At 70.7% G+C, this 20,089-nt stretch carries 13 protein-coding genes; 2 read left to right on the top strand and 11 right to left on the bottom strand.

Features of this window, described 5'->3' with window-relative positions; all coding sequences use genetic code 11:
- Positions 1-155: 155 nt before the first annotated feature.
- Positions 156-1,439, bottom strand: a complete 1,284-nt coding sequence (locus tag G6045_RS09850) for an MFS transporter (protein ID WP_165331483.1) — start codon at positions 1,437-1,439, stop codon at positions 156-158.
- A complete protein-coding gene (locus tag G6045_RS09845; protein WP_165331482.1) occupies positions 1,436-1,924 on the bottom strand; it encodes a MarR family winged helix-turn-helix transcriptional regulator in 489 nt (162 codons plus the stop codon). Before G6045_RS09845 ends, G6045_RS09850 begins: the two co-directional genes overlap by 4 nt.
- Before the next feature lie 193 nt (positions 1,925-2,117).
- On the opposite strand from G6045_RS09845, the gene G6045_RS09840 reads away from it, so the two are divergent.
- Entirely contained in the window at positions 2,118-2,531 is a 414-nt protein-coding gene (locus G6045_RS09840) for a phage tail protein (RefSeq protein ID WP_165331481.1), read from the top strand.
- A gap of 690 nt (positions 2,532-3,221) precedes the next feature.
- Positions 3,222-6,878 carry a phage tail protein gene (locus G6045_RS09835; RefSeq protein WP_165331480.1) on the top strand — a complete coding sequence of 1,219 codons (3,657 nt, stop codon included), beginning with the start codon at positions 3,222-3,224 and terminating at the stop codon, positions 6,876-6,878.
- A 15-nt stretch (positions 6,879-6,893) separates the two neighbouring features.
- On the opposite strand, the gene G6045_RS09830 is transcribed toward G6045_RS09835, so the two are convergent.
- The 9 genes from G6045_RS09830 to G6045_RS09790 are packed head-to-tail and all read right to left on the bottom strand — an operon-like array spanning position 6,894 to position 20,088.
- Positions 6,894-9,038, bottom strand: coding sequence for an AAA family ATPase (locus G6045_RS09830; protein ID WP_165331479.1), 2,145 nt, complete (start codon positions 9,036-9,038; stop codon positions 6,894-6,896).
- On the bottom strand, positions 9,028-11,049 hold the full coding sequence (locus G6045_RS09825; protein ID WP_165331478.1) for a hypothetical protein: 2,022 nt from the start codon (positions 11,047-11,049) through the stop codon (positions 9,028-9,030). The genes G6045_RS09830 and G6045_RS09825 overlap by 11 nt, the downstream gene beginning before the upstream one ends.
- Before the next feature lie 19 nt (positions 11,050-11,068).
- Complete coding sequence (locus G6045_RS09820; protein WP_165331477.1) at positions 11,069-12,166, bottom strand: hypothetical protein; 1,098 nt, start codon at positions 12,164-12,166, stop codon at positions 11,069-11,071.
- A gap of 18 nt (positions 12,167-12,184) precedes the next feature.
- Positions 12,185-13,189 carry a hypothetical protein gene (locus tag G6045_RS09815; RefSeq protein WP_165331476.1) on the bottom strand — a complete coding sequence of 335 codons (1,005 nt, stop codon included), beginning with the start codon at positions 13,187-13,189 and terminating at the stop codon, positions 12,185-12,187.
- A complete protein-coding gene (locus G6045_RS09810) occupies positions 13,186-14,487 on the bottom strand; it encodes a hypothetical protein (RefSeq protein WP_165331475.1) in 1,302 nt (433 codons plus the stop codon). Before G6045_RS09810 ends, G6045_RS09815 begins: the two co-directional genes overlap by 4 nt.
- Complete coding sequence (locus G6045_RS09805) at positions 14,484-15,680, bottom strand: hypothetical protein (RefSeq protein WP_165331474.1); 1,197 nt, start codon at positions 15,678-15,680, stop codon at positions 14,484-14,486. The genes G6045_RS09810 and G6045_RS09805 overlap by 4 nt, the downstream gene beginning before the upstream one ends.
- A 40-nt stretch (positions 15,681-15,720) precedes the next feature.
- Complete coding sequence (locus tag G6045_RS09800; protein WP_165331473.1) at positions 15,721-17,775, bottom strand: phage tail protein; 2,055 nt, start codon at positions 17,773-17,775, stop codon at positions 15,721-15,723.
- A complete protein-coding gene (locus G6045_RS09795; RefSeq protein ID WP_165331472.1) occupies positions 17,772-19,682 on the bottom strand; it encodes a putative baseplate assembly protein in 1,911 nt (636 codons plus the stop codon). The genes G6045_RS09800 and G6045_RS09795 overlap by 4 nt, the downstream gene beginning before the upstream one ends.
- Complete coding sequence (locus G6045_RS09790) at positions 19,672-20,088, bottom strand: GPW/gp25 family protein (RefSeq protein ID WP_165331471.1); 417 nt, start codon at positions 20,086-20,088, stop codon at positions 19,672-19,674. Before G6045_RS09790 ends, G6045_RS09795 begins: the two co-directional genes overlap by 11 nt.
- Position 20,089: the final 1 nt, after the last annotated feature.

Genomic DNA, 20,089 nt, shown 5'->3' with positions numbered 1-20,089 from the left:
CCTCAACTGGGCCTGTCCTGATATTTGTCCTGATAGTTGCCCTGACTCTTTCTCCGACCCTCCCCGGATCGGCCGGCCCAAGCAGCGAGCCCCGAGCACCTGCAGCGCACCCCTGCAGCGTCAGCGGCCGGAAGCACGCGACTTCACAGCGCCTCTCATGGAGCAACGCCTGCCGCTTCGGCGACTTGAGGGTTGGCCGGCTTCATGGCAGGAGGTGGTGTGCGGTAGGCGCGCAAGGGGGCGTTGGTCACGGCGACGGCGGCGATGGCAAGGACCGCGGACAGTCCGCCGAAGACGAGCGAGAAGGACGCGGAGGTGGCCGAAGCCAGCAGGCCGCCTCGGAAGTTGCCGAGTTCGGGGCCTGCGACGCCGATGACGTGTTCCACCGAGGAGACCCGTCCTCGGTAGGAGTCCGGGGTCTCCAGCTGAATCAGGGCGCCGCGGGTGATGACGGACACGGTGTCGGCGGCGCCCGCGACGGCCAGGCAGGCGAGCGCGAGCCACAGTGGTCCCGCCAAGCCGAAGCAGGCCAGCGCCAGGCCCCAGACGGCGGCCGCCGTCAGCTGGACCAAGCCGTTGCGGCGCCAGCGTGTGACCGTGCCGGAGAGGAGACCGGCCGTGATTCCCCCGACCGCGACGGCCGAGAGGAAGAGGCCGAGGGTCTGCGGGTTCCCGCCGAAGCGGATCTCGTTGATGAGCGGGAAGAGTGCGATGGGCATGGCGAGGAGCGTTGCGGACAGGTCGGTGGCTATCGAGCCCCACAGCGTCGGGCGGCGCAGGATCCGCCAACCGCCACGCTCCGGGCGGCGCTTGATGCCGCCCGTGTCGGCGCCCTCGGGCTGCATGGCAGGCAGGCGAATCAACGAGAGCGCCGCGATTACGGTGGCGATGGCCTGGGCGGCGTATGCGGCGGGGAGGTCCCAGCGGGCAATGATCAGGCCGGCAAGCGCGGGTCCGGCCAGCATCGCTGCCTGGAAGGAGACGTTCATCAGCGCGAGACCCGCCGCGACTTGATCGCTCGGCAACAACCGGACGGGAAGGGTGCGCCGGGCAGGAGCGCCGAGCGCGCTGCAGCTTGTTCCCGCGGCTACCAGGGTGAACAGCAGGAGCACACTGCGGTTGTCCGCCATGGCCTGGGCACATAGCCCTGCGGCGGCCACCAGTTGGCCCACTGTGGTGGCCCGTACCACCGCACGGCGGTCGAAGGTGTCGGCCAGCGTGCCGCCGAGCAGCCCGAACAGCACCATGGGCAGGCCGGTGGCGAGACCGATCGCGCCGGTACCGACCGGGCTGCCGGTCAGGTCCCAGACCTGGGCCAGCACCGCCACGGTGGCTATCTGTCCGCCGAGTTGGGAGGCGGAAGAGCCGATCCAGAGGTCGCGAAACGGTCGGCTGCTCCGCAAGGGACGGGTGTCGAGGAACCGGATCCGCCCGCTCATCGCGGCGGCTCGACAAGGTGGTGAAGGATCCGCTGCCGCATCGACCGGCGTTCCAGCGCCCGCCGCACCTCTTCGACGACGGCGGTCATGGCGTACGGGATCTCGCTGTCCAGTTCGGCGACCGTCTCGTGGGTGGCGCGCCACTCGGCTTCCAGGAACGGCACCAGCGAGCGGCCGCGCTCGGACAGGTCGATGCGCCGGGTCCGGGCGTCGGGCCCCGGCTCGGAGGTGACGAGATCCTCCTTGCGCATGGCGGTGATGGTCTGGCTCATCGCGGAGTGCGTGCGGCCCAGGGACTGCGCCAGCTCGCGGATTGTCAGGGGTCCGGTGTGGGCGAGCCGGATCAGCGGAGAGGCGAATCGAGGACGTACGCCCTCGATTCCACGCTGGAGGTAGACCTGCTCGATCTCGGCGTCCATAGCTGCCAGCAGCTCGTGCAGGGAGTGCCAGGGATCGGGAAGCACCGTGGGATCAGGAGATGTCATAGCGCTAATATAACAGCGCTCACATAAAATGTAAGCGGCCGCGCACAAGGCCCGCCGCCATCGGTGTGACAGCAGCGGAACCCCGTGATTCGTTCTTCTCTGCTTCCTTGGGCACTCGACAGTCGTCGCAGGCGGTTCTAGCCTCCTGGGCGAGCTGCCGGTTTCTGGCCGGCGGCCTGTGGGAGGGGGCGGCATGGGGGCTTTCGACGGAGCACTGACCGCGAGCCGGTTCACGCTCACCATCGACGGCGTGGAGGTCGCGTCGTTCGGGCAGCTGAGCGAGCTGAGTTCGGCCGAGGCCGTTCTCGACGCCACGGGAAAGCCGGTGGTCGGCTCTCCGCGGCCACGGGTGGTACTGCTGCGCGGGTGGAGCGCATCGCTCGAGTTGTGGTCTTGGCACCAGGCGGCGATCAGCGGCAGCCCTGTCGGTCGCAAAGGCTGCACGCTCACGGCCTACGGGGCGGACGGTAAGGCCGTGGCGAAGTACTGGCTGGAGAAGGCGTGGCCGGTACGGCTGAGCATGAGCGCCGTGCCCGGCACCAGCACACAGCAGTTGGCCGAAACACTCACCCTCAGCTGCGATGTGATGCAACGCCTCGCGCCCTGAGGCTCGCGCTGGACGCGGCTGCAGGCCCTGTCCGCCGCGAGACTGTCGGGCTCGTGCGGGGTCCCGCGCGCAGGCCTTCGTTGTCCCTGACGAGCATGTGTTCGGTGCGCGCGCGAGGAGCCAAGTCAGCGCTCTTGCGTTGACCAGGGGTTCCTGCGTGACCACGGCTGTGCGCCTACACCCTCGAAGTGGACCGGGGAACAGTCGCCGATCTCATTGCGGGGCGCTCGTCCAGCGCGAATCACACCGAGCGGTGGGCTCGCTCCCGCTGGCGACGGTGGCGTGACGTGGCCCAGGAAGTATGGGTGGGCCCGGCAGGCAGCCGAAGGGGGTGCGGTGGGTACCGAGAAGGCCCGCGACCGAGTCCGGCCCACCGTCCGCAAGGATTTCGGCGAGCACCGGACGGATCTTCGTACGGCTGCCTCTGGGAGGTCAGGTGCCGCTGGGGCCTTGGGTACGACTCGTACGACCGGGCGCCCGGTGCGACCGGCCATGGGACCGGGCGCCAGCATGCAGGCCGCCGCTCGTCGCCTGACGCAGGCTTCGCCCGCCAGCCCCACCCCTGCGGCCAAGCCGGACCGGTCCACCACCCTCTCCCCCGAAGCGCCACCACCCCGCGCGGTCCCACGCCTGCCGGCACATATCGAGTCACCGTCAACATCCGCTCCGGACACAACACTTCAGGCCTCCGTGGCAGGCCCGCAGGCCGCCGTCGCAACCGAGAGGGTCGGCCTGCGTGCGGCGGAGCCGAGAGGCAAGGTGCCCGAAGGCAAAGCGGCGGCTCCGGACGTGGACGATGCCCGCGGTGCGGGAAAGCCGCCCGAGCCGATACAAGCGGCCGCTGCGGCCGGAGGCATGGCACTCGAACTTCCGGCGGCCCGCGCCCAGGACAGCCCCCTGACCCCACGTCTGCCCGAAACGCCAACCGGCCTGTCATCCTCGACGGCCCGTCGCATCCGCGGCGTACAGGCCCGGGCGGGGGCGGCGGCCACCGCGCACCGCCGACTCCCTGGAGGAACCAGCCAGGTAGGCGACGCCCGGGAAGCCGTGACCGAGCCGGCCGCGGAAGGCAGGGTCCGCGCCGAGCGCACGCTGATCGCGCACGTGCACGCCGCGCCGAGCGCGGAGATCGTGGCACTGGCCCAGCGCATCCGGCAGGTCATCCGCGACAAGCGCCCTCCCGACGAGGACGCTTTGATGACAGCGGAGCCGGAGGAAGCGGCGGCCAACGCGGGTGACCAGCTCAACGCGTCGATCGGCGACGAGATCGACACGGTGCGGGGCCACTACGGTCCGATGAACGAGTCACCGGAAGCCGAAGCGCCGGCGAAGGGGCGGGAGCTCGCGCCCCAACCCGAGGCTGTGGCGACCGTGCCCATCGACGCGCAGGCGGCCGTGCCCGACGCGGTCCCGGCCGACGCCGTCTCGCTCGACGAGGATGCCGCGGATTCGCGGAAGAAGGTCCAAGACGCCGGGATGAGCACGCCTGTGGCCGAGCTGGTGCGCACCGGGCCGGTGGCCGAGGCGCGGACCGCTCAGGGCGAGCTCGACCAGGTGGCCGCAGAGGACCCGGTCAAAGTCCTGGCCGGGCAGAAGCAGGCGCTCGCCCGGGCCGAAGGCGACATGGCAGCACTCCAAGCCCGCACGTTGGCGGCACTTGAGACGTCACGGGAGCGGACCTCGCAGGGTTTCACTGTGCGCCAGGCCGGCCTGGTCGGGTCCGAGGAGATGATGCGGGGCGCGGCTGCCGCCGAGGCGCAGCAGATCTTCGCTGACGCGAGGGCTCTGGTGAACGCCCAGCTCAAGGACCTCCCTGCGACGGCCATGGCGGAATGGGACAGTGCGAAGGACGTGCTCGCCGGACTCTTCCGGGCGCAGCTGAAGCCGGTCCAGGACCGGGTCGACGCACGCCACTCCGGCGTGGGCGGCTTCTTCGTCGGTGTGTGGGACGCGGTGACCGGCCTGCCCAAGTGGGCAGAGGATGCGTACGCGGAGGCCGAGCACGCCTTCGCCGAAGGCGTGATCAGCAAGCTGTGCGGCATCTCCACGATGGTGAACGCGGTCATCGCGGCATGCGACCTGATCATCGAGGGCGCGCGCGCACGGATCGACGGGGTCTACGCCGCACTGCCCGAGACGGTACGGGCCAAGGCGGAACACGAGCGGGCGCAGTTCGACGTCCGGCTCGACCAGCTGCACCATGAAGTGACCGCAGTCCGGGACGACTTCACCAAGGATCTGGTGCGCAGTTCCAGCGCGGCGGTGGACGAGGTACGTGCGGAGATCTCCGAACTGCGCACGAGGGCCGGTGGGTTGCTCGGCCGGATCGTCGGGGCGGTCGCCCGGTTCACCGATGACCCGGTCAAGTTCCTCATCGAGGGTCTCCTCGACGTCCTCGGTATTCCGCCGGCGTCGTTCTGGGCCGTGGTCGCGAGGATCAAGAGCGCGGTCCGCAAGATCGCCGACGATCCCCTGGCATTCGCCACCCGCCTCCTGCGGGGGCTCGGGGACGGTTTCGGGCTGTTCTTCCAGAACTTCGGCACCCACATGATCAAGGGTTTCCTCAGCTGGCTGCTCGGTGGCGTCAAGGACGTGCAGATCCCCAAGGACCTTTCGTTGCGCGGTATCGTCACGTTCTTCCTGCAGTTGATGGGCATCACCTGGCCCAACATCCGCAAGATCCTCGCCAAGCTGGTCGGCGCCAAGAACGTGGCGCTGGCCGAGAAGGTCTACTCGATGGTCTCGCTGCTCATCGAGAAGGGACCCGAGGGCATCTACGAGATGATCAAGGAGAAGCTGGACCCCCAGTCGCTCGTCGACCAAGTGGTGCAGCTCGCGGTCGACTTCCTGACCTCCGCAATCATCAAGCAGGCGACCGTACGCATCCTCGCCCTCTTCAACCCCGCCGGCGCGATCCTGCAGGCGCTCGAGGCGATCTACCGCGTACTGAAGTGGATCTTCCAGAACGCGGCGCGGCTCTTCTCGTTCGTGGAGACCGTGGTGAACGGCATCACCGACATCCTGGCCGGCAATACGGCCGGATTCGCGCAGGCGGTCGAGAAGAGCCTGGCCACGCTGGTCGCGCCGGTCGTCTCGTTCCTCACCGACTACCTCGGACTCGGTGACCTCCCCGCGATCGTCGCCGACAAGGTCAAGAGCATGCGCGAGTGGGTGCTCGGTCTGATCGAGCGCGCCCTCACCTGGCTCGTGGACAAGGGCAGGGCCCTGCTCGCGGCCCTGGGCATCGGCAAGAAGAAGGAGAAGGAGCAGCCCGGCACGCCCCACGAGAAGGCGGTGCGGGAAGTCGCCGATGAGTTGGCCAAGCCCTCGCCGGAGGATGAGGGTCTCGACTACAAGGCGATCCGTGCCAAGACGGAGCAGCAGGCGGCGACGATCGTGGTGGCACGCAATGAGTCCCTCGCAGCCGAACACGTGAAGATGTCGGTCGCCTTCGAGGACCCGGCCGCCGACGCGCAGGACCAGAAGCTCGACTTCACGGTGACGATCGCCCCGAACAACGCGAACGCCAAGAACAGCAAAGTGATCCCCGCCAGTGGCCCCTTTGCCGGCCCGCACAAGTTGACGCGGGCCCAGCCGGTCGCGGGCGAGGAGTCACACCACGTTCCGGCGAATGCGCTGGGCACGGCGATCGGCGACCTGTGGAGTGATATCGCCGCGGGGCTGCGGAGCGGCTGGAAGGGCGACCCGGACGCCGAGGCGGTCGCAGCCGCACTCACCAGCCGCAAAGAAGCCATGGCCAAAATGTTCCCGAACGGCGAGAAGCTGAGCGCCATCATGCTCAGCCAGGAGGCACACCGCAAACACCAAGGAGTGCACTCCAAGGTCGCCCGTGCCGACTTTATCGACATTTCCACCAACCCCGCGACGAAGGACATCATTCTGGTCAAGCGGCGCATCAAACTGCTCCTGGGCCCGCTCGCCACGTATGTCTCGGTCAACCCGAGGACCTCGCACTGGCGGGTGTTCCTGGGGGACGTCCACGAGGTGCTGAGCGGCGCGGCCTTCAGGGACCACACGATGGCGCCGCAGGCAGAGTCCGCGGCAGACTTGACGCTTCGCTACCTGGCCCAGACGTACACGGCATCCCAGCTGAAGACGCGTCAGCATCTTGAGGACCACGCGGTGAAGGAGACCCAGCAGGTCGTCGAGCGTGGCGTCAACGATGCGTACAAGTTCAGCAGGATCGCTGTCGCCAGCGCGATGGAGCGTACCGGTTACGGAGATGCCAATAAGCAAGCGGATGCGGCACTCGTCGAGCTGGACGCCGTATTCCAGGAAACTTGGCCAAAGTTCTACGAGGCCATCGAGGTGACGTTTCCGCCGTAGGCCCCATGGCCGCCCTTACCGGCCCGCGGGACTGCCGGGCGGAGCCGGGAGCCCCACCCGCTGCAGCTCCGCCCGCACCGCGTCATCCACGTCGTCGGCGGTGAGCCGGGGCGTCTCGGGAGTGCGGGCCACCGCCGCGAAGGTCGCCGCCTCGACGACCTGCACGATCGCGGCCGCGGAGAGCCGGGAGGCCTTCGCGACCCGGGCGAGATCTTCGTCCGTCAACTCATGCCCAACACCCGACAGCGCCAGCCGCCACATCCGCTCGCGGTCTTCTTCGCCGAGGGCGGGGAACTCGATGGTCATGTGGATCCTGCGGCTGAACGCGTCGTCCAGGTTCTGGCGCAGGTTCGTCGCCAGGATCACCACACCCTCGTACTCCTCGATCCGCTGCAGCAGGAAGCTGGTCTCCTGCAGCGCGTACCTGTCACGGGCGTCGCTCACCGTCCCGCGCTTGCCGAAGATGGCCTCGGCCTCGTCGAAGAACAGGATCGCGTGCGCGTCCTGGGCGTCGTTGAGCACGCGGTCCAGGTTCTTCTCGGTCTCCCCCACCCACTTGCTGACCACCTGTGCCAGGTCGACCTTCAGCAGATCCCGCCCCAGGTCCTTGGCCAACAAGCCCGCCGCGAGGGTCTTTCCGGTACCGGACGAGCCCGCGAACATCGCCACAAGCCCCTTGGGGCCGCTGCGCCCGGAACCGACCAACTGCTCGAAGCGGGACCGGTTCGCGACCCGGTCGCGCAGCGCCTTCAGCTGCCGCAGATTCGCGTCCGGCAGCACGATGTCGTCCAGCGTCATGTGCGCGGGCGCCTCGATGGGGCGGGCGATGCTCATCAGCCGCCGCGAGCACTGACGGCGGCAGGCGTCGCGCAGCTCCTCCTCCGAGACCGCGGCGCCGCGCTGGCGGGCCAGTTCGGCGCTCATCTCGATCGCGTCCAGCATCCTGCCCGGCGTGAGCAGGAAGGTGGCGGCCAGCCGGTCGGCCACCTCCTTGTCGCCGAGCAGCTCGCTCCAGATCGCGCGTCGCTCGTCCAGATCGGGCGACGGGCAGGACAGACGCACGAACGCGCCGCCGCCCGGGCTGCGCTCCGCCGGATCCCACGGCTGCAGATGGTCGACGAAGGTGGGCTTCGGGTGAAGTGCCGCGTACGTGAGCAGAGTTGCCCAGGTCCGGTCCTCGGTGGCCGGCAGGCCTGCGAGGTGGGAGCAGCCGCGCCACATGACGGCGGCGCCGCGCAGCAGCGCCTCCCGGTAGAGCTCGCTGACGGAGTCGGGGCCGCTCGCCGCGGCGGCGGTCGCGTCGACGAGGAGCAACTCCACCCCTAGCTGGGTGGCCAGGCACCTGGCAGCCGAGGAGCGGCCGCTGCCCTCGTCGCCAATCAGCGCGACGACGGCGATACGGTCACGGCCGCCCCGGCACGACTCGCCGATCCCCTGCAGCCGCGTGCGGCGCTCGTCGCCGAGCACGAGATCGTCCCACCGCAGCGGTTCGGCGATCCGGACCGCTTCAGCCAGCCGGCCGTCCAGGTAGTCCTGGCCGGTGAGATAGGCGGCGATCCGCGCGTCGAGGCGCACCGAGCGGGAGGACAGCCGGGAGTCGTCGTCGAGGCGCACCAGCTGGTGGCGGATCAGCGGGGCGTCGGGGGCGAACCGGGCCCGGAAATCCGGCAGTTCCGGCGGAGCAGGCCGCAGGATCTCGGCCAGCAGGCCGATCGTCGGGCTGCGCAGCCAGCGCTCGTCGGCCAGGTAGGCGAAGAGCCGGCGGTAGCGTCCGTCCAGTTCGTCGAGGAGGCAGACGAGGATGACGTCCACGTCGTCCTGGGTCAGTCCGAGAGCGGACCGCAGCCGTTCGAGGCGCAGCGTCGAAGGGGTGGTCAGGGCGCGCCGGGTGCCGATCGTCAGGGTCTGCGCCATCGCCCTGCGCTGCAGTTCGCGTACGGCCTCGGGGGTGTCCGCCTCGGTGAGCGGCGCGGTGTAGGGGTGGCCGAGGTAGCGCCGTACCTCTCGGTCGTCGAGGATGCCGGTGCCCCAGGCCGCCTCGTCGCGCAGCTCTCCGACGGCCCGACGCCAGCGCTCGACCTGGGCGCGCACCGCGAGCTCGACCCGGCTCAGTTCGTCGTAGAGGTGATCGAGGCTGGTCGCGTACGGCTCAGGCGGCATGGCCTTCTCCTGTCACGAAGTGCACGCGGCGGCCGCCCAGTTCGGGGACCGGCTCGACGGGCGCGAGATAGCCGGCCAGGTCGAGGACGATGTCGTGCGGCCGGGTCGGCAGGTGCGCGGTGATGGTGGCCTCGTCGATCGCGACCCGGGCCGGCCGCCGGACCACCGTGCGCAGCAGGAAGGGCACGCTCGCAGTGGCGAAGCCCGGCAGCCATCGCGCCCAGCCGTGCACGCACGCGACGGCAAGCAGGTCGAGCGCGAGATCGTACGGCGGTCCGCAGTCGATCACCGCCAAGGCTTCGGCGACGGCGGTCCTTGGGCCGGAGTCCTCGGCGTCTGGCGCCAGTTGATGGCCGAGTTCACCGAACCGGTCCGGTGCGAGGGGCAGCACCCGTCCCGCCGCGTCCACCACGACGGTAGCGAGCCGGTCCGCCGCGTACGGCACGGTGACCGCACGGAAGGGCGGCATGGCAAGCCGCTGGCCGAGGAGCCGTCGTGTCGCGAGCAGAGCGATGTCCTCAACGCCCGGCACGCAGGACGCCGGCTGGAGGATCTCCAGGAGTGGATCGGCGGCGGGCCGCACGCCCGTCCAGCGCTGGAGCAGCGCGCCGAGGAGTGCTTCGCCGCCGGGGCCGGTGAGATCGAGCAGGCGCCGACCGAAGCCGAGGTCGAGCAAGGAGCGCAGCAGCAACAGACCGGCCGCGGTCTGTGATGCCGACTGCCCGTGGAGGACAGGGACGGTGGGGAATCGCGTGGCGAGCCGCTGGACTACGGCGGCGGGTCCCCCTGGCAGCGCGGCGCGAGGTCCCCAACTTCCCTGTCCGTTCGGCGGGTACGCCTCACCCGTGTCGGCATCGTGCGTCCGCGCCGCGCGAAGAGTGCGCGTCGGACCTACGAGCGTACGCGGCGCGCCGGGCTCTTCCCGCTCCCAGCCGTCCAGAACGCGCGCGGTCAGCGCGCGGGCAAGCTCGTCGTCGCTCCATCGCGGCGCCCGGTGGACAAGGGCGGCCAGCAGGCGGACGAGGTTCGCGGCCGATGCGGGCCTGGCCGGGTCGAGGGCGAGCAGCGGATCGTCGATCGCCTCGGACAGATCGGCGAGGATCTGCCGGGATCGCGGCGAGAGCGGCGCGGCCGACTCGCCCGTGGGCAGGGCCCGGCAGAAGGCTTCGTGGTCGAACCAGTCGTAGCGGCGGGCCACTTCGGCGACCGCCGCCGCACGCTCGTCGTCCGGCCCGGGCGTATCGCCGACTTGGCTCTCGGAGGCCGCCAACAGGCCGCTTACGACGGACGCGACCGCGGAGCCCAGACTCGCGGGGTCACGCCAGTCCGGTGGCGGCACGGTCGCCGGTGCGACAGCAGGTCCCTCGGGCGGGAGAGGCCGACCGGCCGACGGGCCGCCGGCCTTGCGGACGATCTCCGCCGCGGTCGCCGACAGTGCGGGCCAGCCATCGTCCGCCATCTCCCTGCCGCTGCCGAGGAGTTCACGTACGCAGTCGTCCCCGAGTGCGCCGAGCAGCGTCTCCAGGTCGCCGCTCGCGCGCACCGCGACGAGGATCGGCCAGCGGCTCACCCGATGCGCGGTGAGCAGCGCACTCCAGTCGGGAGATCCGTCCCGGCGCAGGAAGGGGCGGAAGGCATCGAAGTACCAGCGATACGGTTGCCCGTCGAAGCAGTTGTGGATGTACGCGGCGACGAAGGCCGCCTCGTCCGGGAACCGCACCACGCGGTCGTCGTCGTACGGATGGTCCCGAAGGAGCCGGGCGGCGGACGCGACCAGCGACCGCACCAGGATGTCCGGACCGGCCGCGGCGTCCGCTCGGACCGTTGCCCGGCAGGCCAGTTCGCGGATCAGCACCACCTCGTCGCCTGCGAACGCGGCGGACAGGACCGTATGCATCAGCTCGCGCGCGGCGGCGCCGGTGAACTGGTCGAGGACCGCGCCGCGCCCGCTCATCCCCGTGGCGCCCAGGACACGGGCCCGCAGGTGCAGCCGACCGATGCTGACGTCCATGCCAACTCCTGGGCGCCGGCTACGCGATGCTGTTGAACAACGACAGCAACCCGGCCGTCTGGACACCGGCCAAGTAGGCCCGGGCCTCTTCGCTCAACGGCGCCTCCTGTACGGAGGCCGCTTGCAGCCGGCCCTCGATCACGAGGTTGCCGAAGACGATCAGTGTTCCCGCGCCGTCGATCACCAGGCTGGGCGCGAACCGGTTGTTCCGCCACGCTCCGACCACGAGCCGGTTCGGCACGGTCTCATCGGCGGCGGCCGGCATCGCCACACGCAAGTCGTGGGTGACGTCGTCCACGGCATGGCTCACGGACCACTCGGGGGGCGCTGCGTCGGCCGCCGGTCCGAGGGCGGGTGCTCCGGGCAGGACGGTCAACGATCCGCCCCGCAGGACGAGTTCACGGTCGACTGTCAGGGGGGCGTCGAGCTCGACGCCGTCGGCAGCGCTGACCTTGAGCGGTGTCCGGGTGCCGTCGGGGCCGTCCGGCAGATTCACTTGTACGGTCGGGTCGGGGCCCTCAGTCAGCTCGAGCCAGACGAAGCCTTCCGGCGTTTCGACGGTCGCACCGACCAGACCGATCGTCGCCCGCCGGTCCATGTCGATGACCGGCGCGGCATGCGGCCGGGCCAGGTCGATGGTGACCCGGCCCAGGTAGACCGGCCAGCGTCGGTCCGGGTCGGCGTCCTGCCGGGTGGCACCGGTGACGAGGTCCGCGGCCGATACTCCGGACGGCCGGCGTGGGTCGATGTCCTTGGCCTCCGTGCACTCGATGCGCGCCGCGTCGGTGACGCTGTCGACGCCGTCACCGGCGGCCTCCGCCCGATCCTGCGTGTACGCGGCCCAGACGTCGACGGCATCGATGCCCCGGATCCGAAAGCTCCGCAGATCGATACCCCCTGCCGCGTCGAGGACCACGTACCGTCCGAAGCCGTCGATCGCGGTGCCCGGCTTCACCACGAGGTCACCGTCGAGCAGCGCGATCTGAAGTCCGGAGGCGATGCCCCAGATGTGCAGGGTGCCGTTGTGCCGCCGGATGGCGGCGAGGTGGTAGTTCTGCTCGGCGACGAAGTCCGACGTACGCAGGAGATGGCCATCGGCGAACACAGGGCGCTGCATGTGTTGTCCTTCCCGCTGCTAGGGAACGGTGCCCCGGACGATCTGGGCACGCAGTCTGTTCTGAAGATCGAACGCGACGACGGCGACGGTCAGTGTCGCCGGCGCCGCGGCAGTGAGGTCCGGGGACCATTCGGCGCCCGCCGGGAACCTGACCGCCACGCCCGGGGCCGCGTCGCGGCCCAGTTCGACGAGGACGAACCGTGTGGTGCCCGACCGCTCCACCGCCAGCGCGGCTCCCCAACGGGCCAGCGTCACGGCGGGTGTCACCGTGACGTCGAGGGTGGTCCTCTGCGGTGTCGACCTGGCGGGGGCGACCTGTGCGGTCAGTTGGAAACCCGCGGTGGGGGCGGATGTAGCCGTTCCTACGATCCGGCTGGCGAGCAGGTCGGTGAGCAGAGCCATGAAGCGGGGATCTTCCGGGTCTGGGGTGATCTCGCCCTGTGTAACCGAACCGGCCACCTCCACATGGCCGACGATCCGCACGGAGCCGGCCGCATCGGCGACGAGCACCGGTAGGAAGGTGTTGTCCTCGACCCGGCCGACGGCCACCCGACTGCCGTGCGGAGGTGAGCCGGGCTGCACCGCCAACTCCACGCGCAGCTCCCGGGCGAGCACTTGGCCGTCGTCGCCTGGGACCTCGATCGCCCGCACGCTCCACGGCAGCGGCTCAACGGACGGGCCGGTCTGGGCGACCAGCCGGACCGCGCCCGTCACCCGCACTTCAGTGCCGTTTGCCGTGACGGCGTCGGCGCGGTGCCCTCTGTGCGAGCTCGGACTCGGGTTCAGGTTCAGCGCTTCCGCCTCGTCGCCCAGCGTGAAGCGGAGCGCGACCACCGGTCCGTCCGGCGTGAAGTCCAGTGCTGGAGAACCGCCCGGGACCGCAATCCTGCCGCCGACCAGGCCACGGCCGCGGTGGGCGAGCCTTCGGTGCTGCTCCAGGTCGGCCTCGCGGGCGGCGTGCTCCCGGTTCAGATCGGCAGCGGCCAGCCGGCGGCCCTCGCGGAAATCCAGGTGCTCGCTCATGGTCCCGCCTTGCGCCGGGTACGGGTGGCGGGGGTACGCGCCGCGAAACCGAGCACCCGTTCGCCGAGGCACGCGGTGGCCACGACGACCGGAACCGGTGGGTTCTCATCGCAGTCCCAGGAAATCCGGTCCGTGCGGTTGAGCAGTTCCAGGAGGTTCTCGGTCGAGACCGGCGCCTTCACCTTCTGGACGAGCTTGTGCCCGGCGATCGTGCGCCAGCGCGCACAGACCTGCTGCCAGCGCTGCCAGACGAACGGTGTGAGGTCGAAGGAGCCTGGAGGCACCGGGGCGATACACGGGCCGAGTTCGCGACGGTGAGGCGGGTAGGCGTCGATGTGGGTGACCCGGCAGGTCTTGTCGGCGGCGGTCGGGCGCCGCAGCCAAACCCGTGCAAGCCGTAGCCGGTCTTCGCCCTCGCAGGACTCACAGGGCGCGCAGGAATCGCACCCGCGCCGCACCTGCTGGTGCCGGCAGTCCACGACCAGATCGAGCAATGCCAGCGCAACGGCACCGTCCAGATCCGCGTCGTCGGACGCCCTCAGGGCGTGGCACGTCTTTTCCCACCAACCGCAAGGCCCGTCGAGACGCTGCTTGTCCAGCCAGTCGATCACGTCGTCGGGCGAGCGCTTTCCCAGGCCTGCCTCGACATAACGTGTCACCACCGCATGGCACTTGGAGTACGCCTCCTGCCGACGCCGCGCCGCCGCGGCCGTGGGGTCGACGTCCGGCAGGGGGACCCGGCAGGCGTGGAAACGTGCCCGCTCACACACCCGGGTGACGACCGTCTGCTCGGTCGTGGGACCGCAGCCGCAATCGCACCGGCCGGCCAGGTCCGTTCCGGTCGGGACATCCTCGGCCGAGAGCACCAAGTCGACGACCACATCGCCGCATTCATCCAGTGTCTGCTGCTCAGCCGGGCCCTGCTGCTTCGCCGGTTCCTTCTGCTTGGCCTGCGCGGGCGCTTTGCAGGAGTTCTCGGCCACACAGCAGCCGGTCAGGTCGACCGCCATCGACTCGCCGACCACGATGTCCTGGCCGTCGTGGCCGACCGCCACGCCCGGCATGACCCGTATCCAGCCGGACCGTGCCGTATCGCAGCGCACGTCGAGCCCGCACACCACACCCCAGCCGGTGCGGAAGCGTTGGAGCGCGAGACGGGCCCGCGACCATTCGACCAGCGCGGTGAGATCCGCGTCGGACAGCACCATGCCGCAGGTGAACAGCGGGCGTTCCACGCACTCCGGACCGCTCGCCGTTGGCGTCTCGTGTCCGTATGTCATGCCCCGGCCCTCTGTCATGCCCCGGCCCCCCTTTCGGTCACGGAGAACCAGCTGCGCAGCACGCCGCCCTTGATACCGTCCCCGGTCGGGAAGGTGCCGAGGAAGTCGGCGTCGACCGGGATCCCGTGACAGTCCTTGATCAGATCGCCGAGCACGGTGACGAAGACAGTGTCACCGACCAGCTTGGGCAGACCGCCGTGGCGACCGGAGCGACGCAGGGCGTCCGGGTCGATAGTGAAGACCGCCTCGCAACCGTCCTCCACCCGCGGGGCGTTGTCCGCGTCGAAGTCGAGCCGCTCCCGGCTGCCGGTGGAATCCTCGACCTCGACGAGGAACGTGAACTGGTTGACGCCCGTGCGCAGTCCGTCGGCGGGTGCAAGGTCGCGGTCGAAGCGCACACGCAACTCGCCACCCTCATCGATGAGTTCATCGATGCCGAGCTCACCACCGTGCTCCCAGCTGCTCGCCACGATGTGGGTGAGGTAGGCGACCGGCGGGGGCAGGGTGCGTCGCACATCACGGCGGGTGCCGTTGCGGTCCACGTCGATCCGGATGGCCTCGCCCCGGCCCCGGCTCAGCAGCGCTATGGGTACGCATTCGCCGAACTCGCGGACCGGCTCGATGCATCCGCCCCGGCACGGCTGCCGACCGCACCCGTCGGCGCAGTCCTTGGGTGCGCCGGGCGCTGTTCCGGGGCCCTGTCGCAGCAGCCGCGTCCACTCGTCGTCGACGTCCGCGGTCACCGGGTGCAGCTCGAACTCCCACTGTTCGACGACCCGTCCCGGTTCGGTCCCGGTCGCGGACGAGCAGTCGGCCACGATGGCGGGCAACGGCTCGGCCAGGCACTCGCCGTAGCGGATACAGAGAACGGCCAACGCGTCCTCGTCCTGGGTCCGTTCGGGGTCGATTGCCCAGTGGACGCCTTCCCGGTGAGGCAGCACGATCTCGCGGCCCATGCAGTCGATGGCTATCCCGGGCTCGACATGCACCCACTCGTGTCCGCACTCCGCCCGCTCGTGCGGCCGCACCTCCAGACCGCAGACCGTGCCCCAGCCGTGCAGCAGACGGTTGTGCAGTCGGTGACGGGCGACGTGGTAGTCCTGCTCGTCCGTCAGGTCCCGCGCAGTGATGAAGCGGCCGGTGAACCAGCGCAGCCGGGTCGTCGGGACCCGGTGCCGGAACGACTCGGCGACCTCGGCGATGCGACCCATCCGTCCTTCTCCTCACCAACTAGAGCAAGCCTGTGACCAACTAGAGCAAGACCGTGCTCAGACCGGCCCGGGCGCCGCGGCCGACAGCGGGCGGCCGGGCGGCGGGAGTTCGCGTCGCCAGGCGCAGACCGATGCCCAGCACGGGTCCGGCGCAGCCCGGCCGTACGAGCCGGGCGTCGGGCCAGGCGCCGACGATGGTGTCGACACCCAGCAGGCCCTGCGCGCCGACCACGGCGCGGGGTTCGACCAGGACCAGCTCGTGGGCCACATGAGCGGGCTTCTCGGAGGCGATCAGCCGCTCGAAGCGTTCCCGTGCGGTGTCGTCGGGCAGCAGCGGGCGCGGCACGACGACCTTGAAACGATGTGCGTGGACACGGAAGCGGTCGGTAGGCCGGTCGCCGACCGAGACGAGCCGGATCGGCTCGCGCCGCCCGGGGCTGCCGAGCACCGGCCGGTCCACGACGCCGTCGCTCCACATCCGCACGCCTGCGGGCAGCGGCAGATGCACCCGGCCGAGCAACGCGCCGGGGCGTTCCCGGAAACCTTCCACGAGCGCGGGCAGATACGGCGGGAGCACCCGGTCGGACGCGGCACGCAGGTGGGCGTGGAGCATGGCGCGCAGAGCGGCCGGAGTACCGCGCTCGCGATACAGGCCCGGCGCGGCCTCCAGCAGCTGCCGGCGCCGGCCGACCTCCCACTCGCGTTCCAGCGGTACGCCGAGCTCGGCCGCGAGCGCGTCGAGCCATTGCTCGGGCACCGCACGCGGCGAGAAGCGCGCCGGCAGCGTGCGCAAGTACTGTTCCACCGCGTCGAGTTCGAAGGCGAAGACGGCCAGGTACCGGCGTAGGAAATCGGCGTCCGGATCGTCGCCGCGGTAGACCGCGGGGAGCAGGTTCTCCAGGCCTCGGCCCTCCGGCTCCACCAGGACTTCGTCGGCCGACGGTGTGCTCCAGCCGTCTCCGCGCAACCCGATCCGCAGGCCGAGGAAGCGGCCGCGCGGCGAGAGCACGGCAAAGTCGGAGGTCCGGTCGGCATCGGCTTCGGTGTCGGCGGCATCGGCATCGAGCTCGTGCGGTCGGCTCCAGGCCTCGGCCGGGACCTCGGCCGGTGTGAACGCCTCGTCGCTCGTGTACGTCTCGACGGTCACCGAGCAGCCCGCGGGGATGTGCGCGGTGACGGTCAGCCGCCGCCACCGGCAGCCCGGTGCGCCGCCGTCCAGGGGCTCTGCGCTCCAGGTGCCGCTCCTGCGGTACGGAGGCTCCCCGTACTGTTCCGCGTGGCTCGTCCGCGTCGGCCGGCCGCGGGCGTCGAACCACTGGCTCGCGTCGCGGCCGGTGATCCGAAAGCGTGCGGGCACCCGGAACCTGCCCGCGCGCTCCACGCTCAACGGTGGGGCGCTGAACCGGTCGCGTACCGCGTCGGCGGTGTGGACCGCCGTCGCGTCCGGACCGGTGATCAGCGAGGCGTCCGGGTCGACAAGCAGCGCACGCCCGGCGTCGTCGACGGCCAGCCGGCTCCAGGATCCGGCCGGGCGCCACTTCGGCCGCGGCAGGAGGTCGAAGCGGTCCATCCGGGCGGTCGTCACCCGCACTTCGCCACGGTCGTCGAGCACGTAGAACCGGTCGGCGTGTCCGCAGACCGCGACCGGGCGGCGCTCGCGCAGGTCGAGCACGGCCCGTACGGTCATCGCGGCGGTGGACACCACCACGAGGCCGGTCCGGTCCGGGTCGGCGAGCGCGAGGTGACCGGCGAGCGCGGCAAGCACCGTGCGCGGGCCGAACCTGTGCGCTCCGCTGGAGTCGCCGCCCCAGCCCGGCACCTTCAGGAACCGGTCGGTGGCGGGGTCGAACCACCTGAGAACCACGTCGACTTGGTCGAGCAGCCAGACCGTCCGGCCGTCCGTGGCCAGGGTCGGCGGCAGGACGAGTCCGCCCAGGGTGCGGTCGGCGGACCGCAGCGAGCGGGGACCATCGGGGTTCGCGGGCAGCGTGAGGCGGTCACCGACGGCTACCTGCTCGGCAGTCGCGGTCGGCCAGGCCTGGCGGCACCGCCCGAACCACCAGGAGCCCGGCGCGATCGTCGTGGTCGTCGTCATCGGTCCCTCCTCGGCCGCACCGTGATGTGGTGGTCGGCCGCCCGCACGGCGAGCTGGTCGGCCTCGATGACCACCTGTTCGGCGATGTCGGGACGGTCCGTTCCGTCCACGGCAACTGTCAGGAGCGGTACGGCGATCACGCCCGGTATCGGCTGTACAGCGCCGAACAGCGCGGTGGGGAAGAAGTCCCGCCCGAACCGGCTCGTCCCGTCGGCGGCCCGTGGCGACAGCCGCTCGTCGATACGGCGCAGCACCTCCGCCCGGATCTCGCCGAAGTTCGCGTACGGCTCCACCTCCACGACCGCCGTGACGGCGACCTCGACGAACCTGGCGCTGCGTACGAACAGTTCGGTGCCGATCGTGCGTACCCGGTCGAGTGCCGTGGCGACCGCGTCGAGCAACTCTGGGGAGGCGTAGGGCATGCGGGTCTGCAGTGCGGGAAGGACCGCGACGGTGACGGCGCCGGGGACGTCGATGCCCGGGTACTGCGGATGGTGCCGTTCGATCGCGACGGCATCGGCGACACCGCCGACCGCCCCGGCCAGTTGCCGGTAGTCCTCCGCGGTGACCGCGCGACCCAGGGTGCGCAGTCGCGACGCCGCGTGCTCGCGGAGTTCTTCGGCACTCTCCTCGTCGCGTCCGGCCTCGGCCCCGCGCAGATTGGTCACCGCCTCCACACCGGCCGGAGCGGTCTGCAGGGTGGTGACGGCGCCCGCGGGAACGTTGGCCAGGGCGGTCCCGCCGAACCGGTAGGAGACCAGGAGATCGAACCCCGCGACCGGTACCTGGCCGTTGCGGCCGTCGCCGAAGTGCAGTTCGCCGCGGCTCGCGTCGAGGACGACATGGCGGTCCTGCGGACCGGACGTGACCAGGTCGGGCACGACCTGCCAAGGCTCCTCATCGCTTTCGGCCTCGGCCTCGGGCGAGCGTGTGGTGACGGCCACGGTGTCCGCCTGTACGGGCCGGTTGCGCAGGCGCACCAGTTGGCCGGTGCGGCCGTCGCTCTGTCCGGCGAGTTCGTCCGTCACGGTGGTCAGGCTCACGGCCTCCACCGTGTTGTACCGGAGCAGATCGATGACCGGTTCCTGCCCTGCGGCGTACCGTCCGCCGGCGAGCCGGCACCGCAGCCAGTGCAGTGGCCGGGGTTCGCGGCCGATGCCGGCCACCGCGACACTGTTGCGCGGCCCGGCGATCCGCACGTATCCGTGGCGGGTGAAGGACCGCGTCCCGTCCTCAAAGGTGTCGAGCGGGCTCCACCGGTCCGAGCCCGCGGCCCGGTACTCCCACTGCAGACGGGCATCGACGGGCAGCGCTCCGGGCCGGTCGGCAGGGCTCACAAGGAAGGTGATCTGGTCGGGAAACGTCACGGGCGCGTCGGCCGGTCCGAACCCCAGGTAGCAGGCGCTGCCTTGCTGCGGGGCGGCGCCGAACGGACGCAGGGGCGGTGGCGCCGGGCCGTCCACGGTGAAGAGTTCGAAACCGGTGAGGCCAGCGACTTGGACGCTCTGCAGCCGCAACGGCAGCAGTTCGATTCCTCGCTCGGTCTCGAAGACGATCGGTCCGTCCGGCGTTTGCACATCCGAGGCGACGGTGGTGCGCGCCGGGACATCAACAGGTGTTGTCTCCCCCGGCCGTACGGTGAAGGTGAGATCGGTACGGGCCGGCGCCGCGGCGATCGGGGTGACCCCGAGGACGTGCAGGAAGGTCAGCAGACAGCGTTCCGGGGCCCGGTTGAGGCGGTAGCCGATCGTCTCGGCCAGCCAGGCGAACGTCTCGATGAGGGTGACGCCGGGATCGGACTCGTTCCAGTCGGTCCACTCGGGGGTGTAGCGCGGGATGCGCAGCAGCATCTCCTGCTTGATCTGCTCGAAGGTGCGGTCGTCCAGGTTCGGCGGTTCAAGCGCCATCGCGACCACCGCCCAGTGGGACGCCCTCGGCGAGGAAGAACGGGTAGACGAGGTTCAGGGCCGCGTTGTTCTCGCGGATCCGGCAGCCGATCGAGATGACGATCCGGTCGCGAGCGTCCTCCGGGGTCTCGACATCGACGTCGAGCACGTCGACGCGGGGTTCCCAGCGGGTCAGCGCATCGCGTACCTCGGCGGCGACGAGGCCGCGCAGGGCCGCGGTGTTGGCCGCGAAGACCAGTTCGTGGATGCCACAGCCGAAGTCGGGCAGCATCGGCCGCTCGCCCTGCGCCGTGCTCAGGATCAGCCAGATACTCTGCCGTATCTTGTCGGCGCCGTCGGCATAGCGCGGACCGCGCGCCGCCGGTGCGATCGGATAGGCCCAGCCCCGGCCCAGGAAATCGTTCATG

The sequence above is a fragment of the Streptomyces mesophilus genome (genome assembly GCF_011044995.1).
Taxonomy (GTDB): Bacteria; Actinomycetota; Actinomycetes; order Streptomycetales; family Streptomycetaceae; genus Streptomyces; species Streptomyces mesophilus.
Note: the sequence above shows the minus strand (reverse complement) of the source record. Positions and strands in the feature narration are given on the sequence as shown.

What these genes read in the sequence shown, in the direction of transcription:
- G6045_RS09845 (WP_165331482.1), bottom strand. Translation starts at nt 1,924, where the DNA reads ATGACATCTCCTGATCCCACGGTGCTTCCCGATCCCTGGCACTCCCTG.
- G6045_RS09805 (WP_165331474.1), bottom strand. Translation starts at nt 15,680, where the DNA reads ATGGGTCGCATCGCCGAGGTCGCCGAGTCGTTCCGGCACCGGGTCCCG.
- G6045_RS09795 (WP_165331472.1), bottom strand. Translation starts at nt 19,682, where the DNA reads ATGGCGCTTGAACCGCCGAACCTGGACGACCGCACCTTCGAGCAGATC.
- G6045_RS09810 (WP_165331475.1), bottom strand. Translation starts at nt 14,487, where the DNA reads ATGACAGAGGGCCGGGGCATGACATACGGACACGAGACGCCAACGGCG.
- G6045_RS09790 (WP_165331471.1), bottom strand. Translation starts at nt 20,088, where the DNA reads ATGAACGATTTCCTGGGCCGGGGCTGGGCCTATCCGATCGCACCGGCG.
- G6045_RS09815 (WP_165331476.1), bottom strand. Translation starts at nt 13,189, where the DNA reads ATGAGCGAGCACCTGGATTTCCGCGAGGGCCGCCGGCTGGCCGCTGCC.
- G6045_RS09830 (WP_165331479.1), bottom strand. Translation starts at nt 9,038, where the DNA reads ATGCCGCCTGAGCCGTACGCGACCAGCCTCGATCACCTCTACGACGAA.
- G6045_RS09850 (WP_165331483.1), bottom strand. Translation starts at nt 1,439, where the DNA reads ATGAGCGGGCGGATCCGGTTCCTCGACACCCGTCCCTTGCGGAGCAGC.
- G6045_RS09800 (WP_165331473.1), bottom strand. Translation starts at nt 17,775, where the DNA reads ATGACGACGACCACGACGATCGCGCCGGGCTCCTGGTGGTTCGGGCGG.
- G6045_RS09820 (WP_165331477.1), bottom strand. Translation starts at nt 12,166, where the DNA reads ATGCAGCGCCCTGTGTTCGCCGATGGCCATCTCCTGCGTACGTCGGAC.
- G6045_RS09840 (WP_165331481.1), top strand. Translation starts at nt 2,118, where the DNA reads ATGGGGGCTTTCGACGGAGCACTGACCGCGAGCCGGTTCACGCTCACC.
- G6045_RS09825 (WP_165331478.1), bottom strand. Translation starts at nt 11,049, where the DNA reads ATGGACGTCAGCATCGGTCGGCTGCACCTGCGGGCCCGTGTCCTGGGC.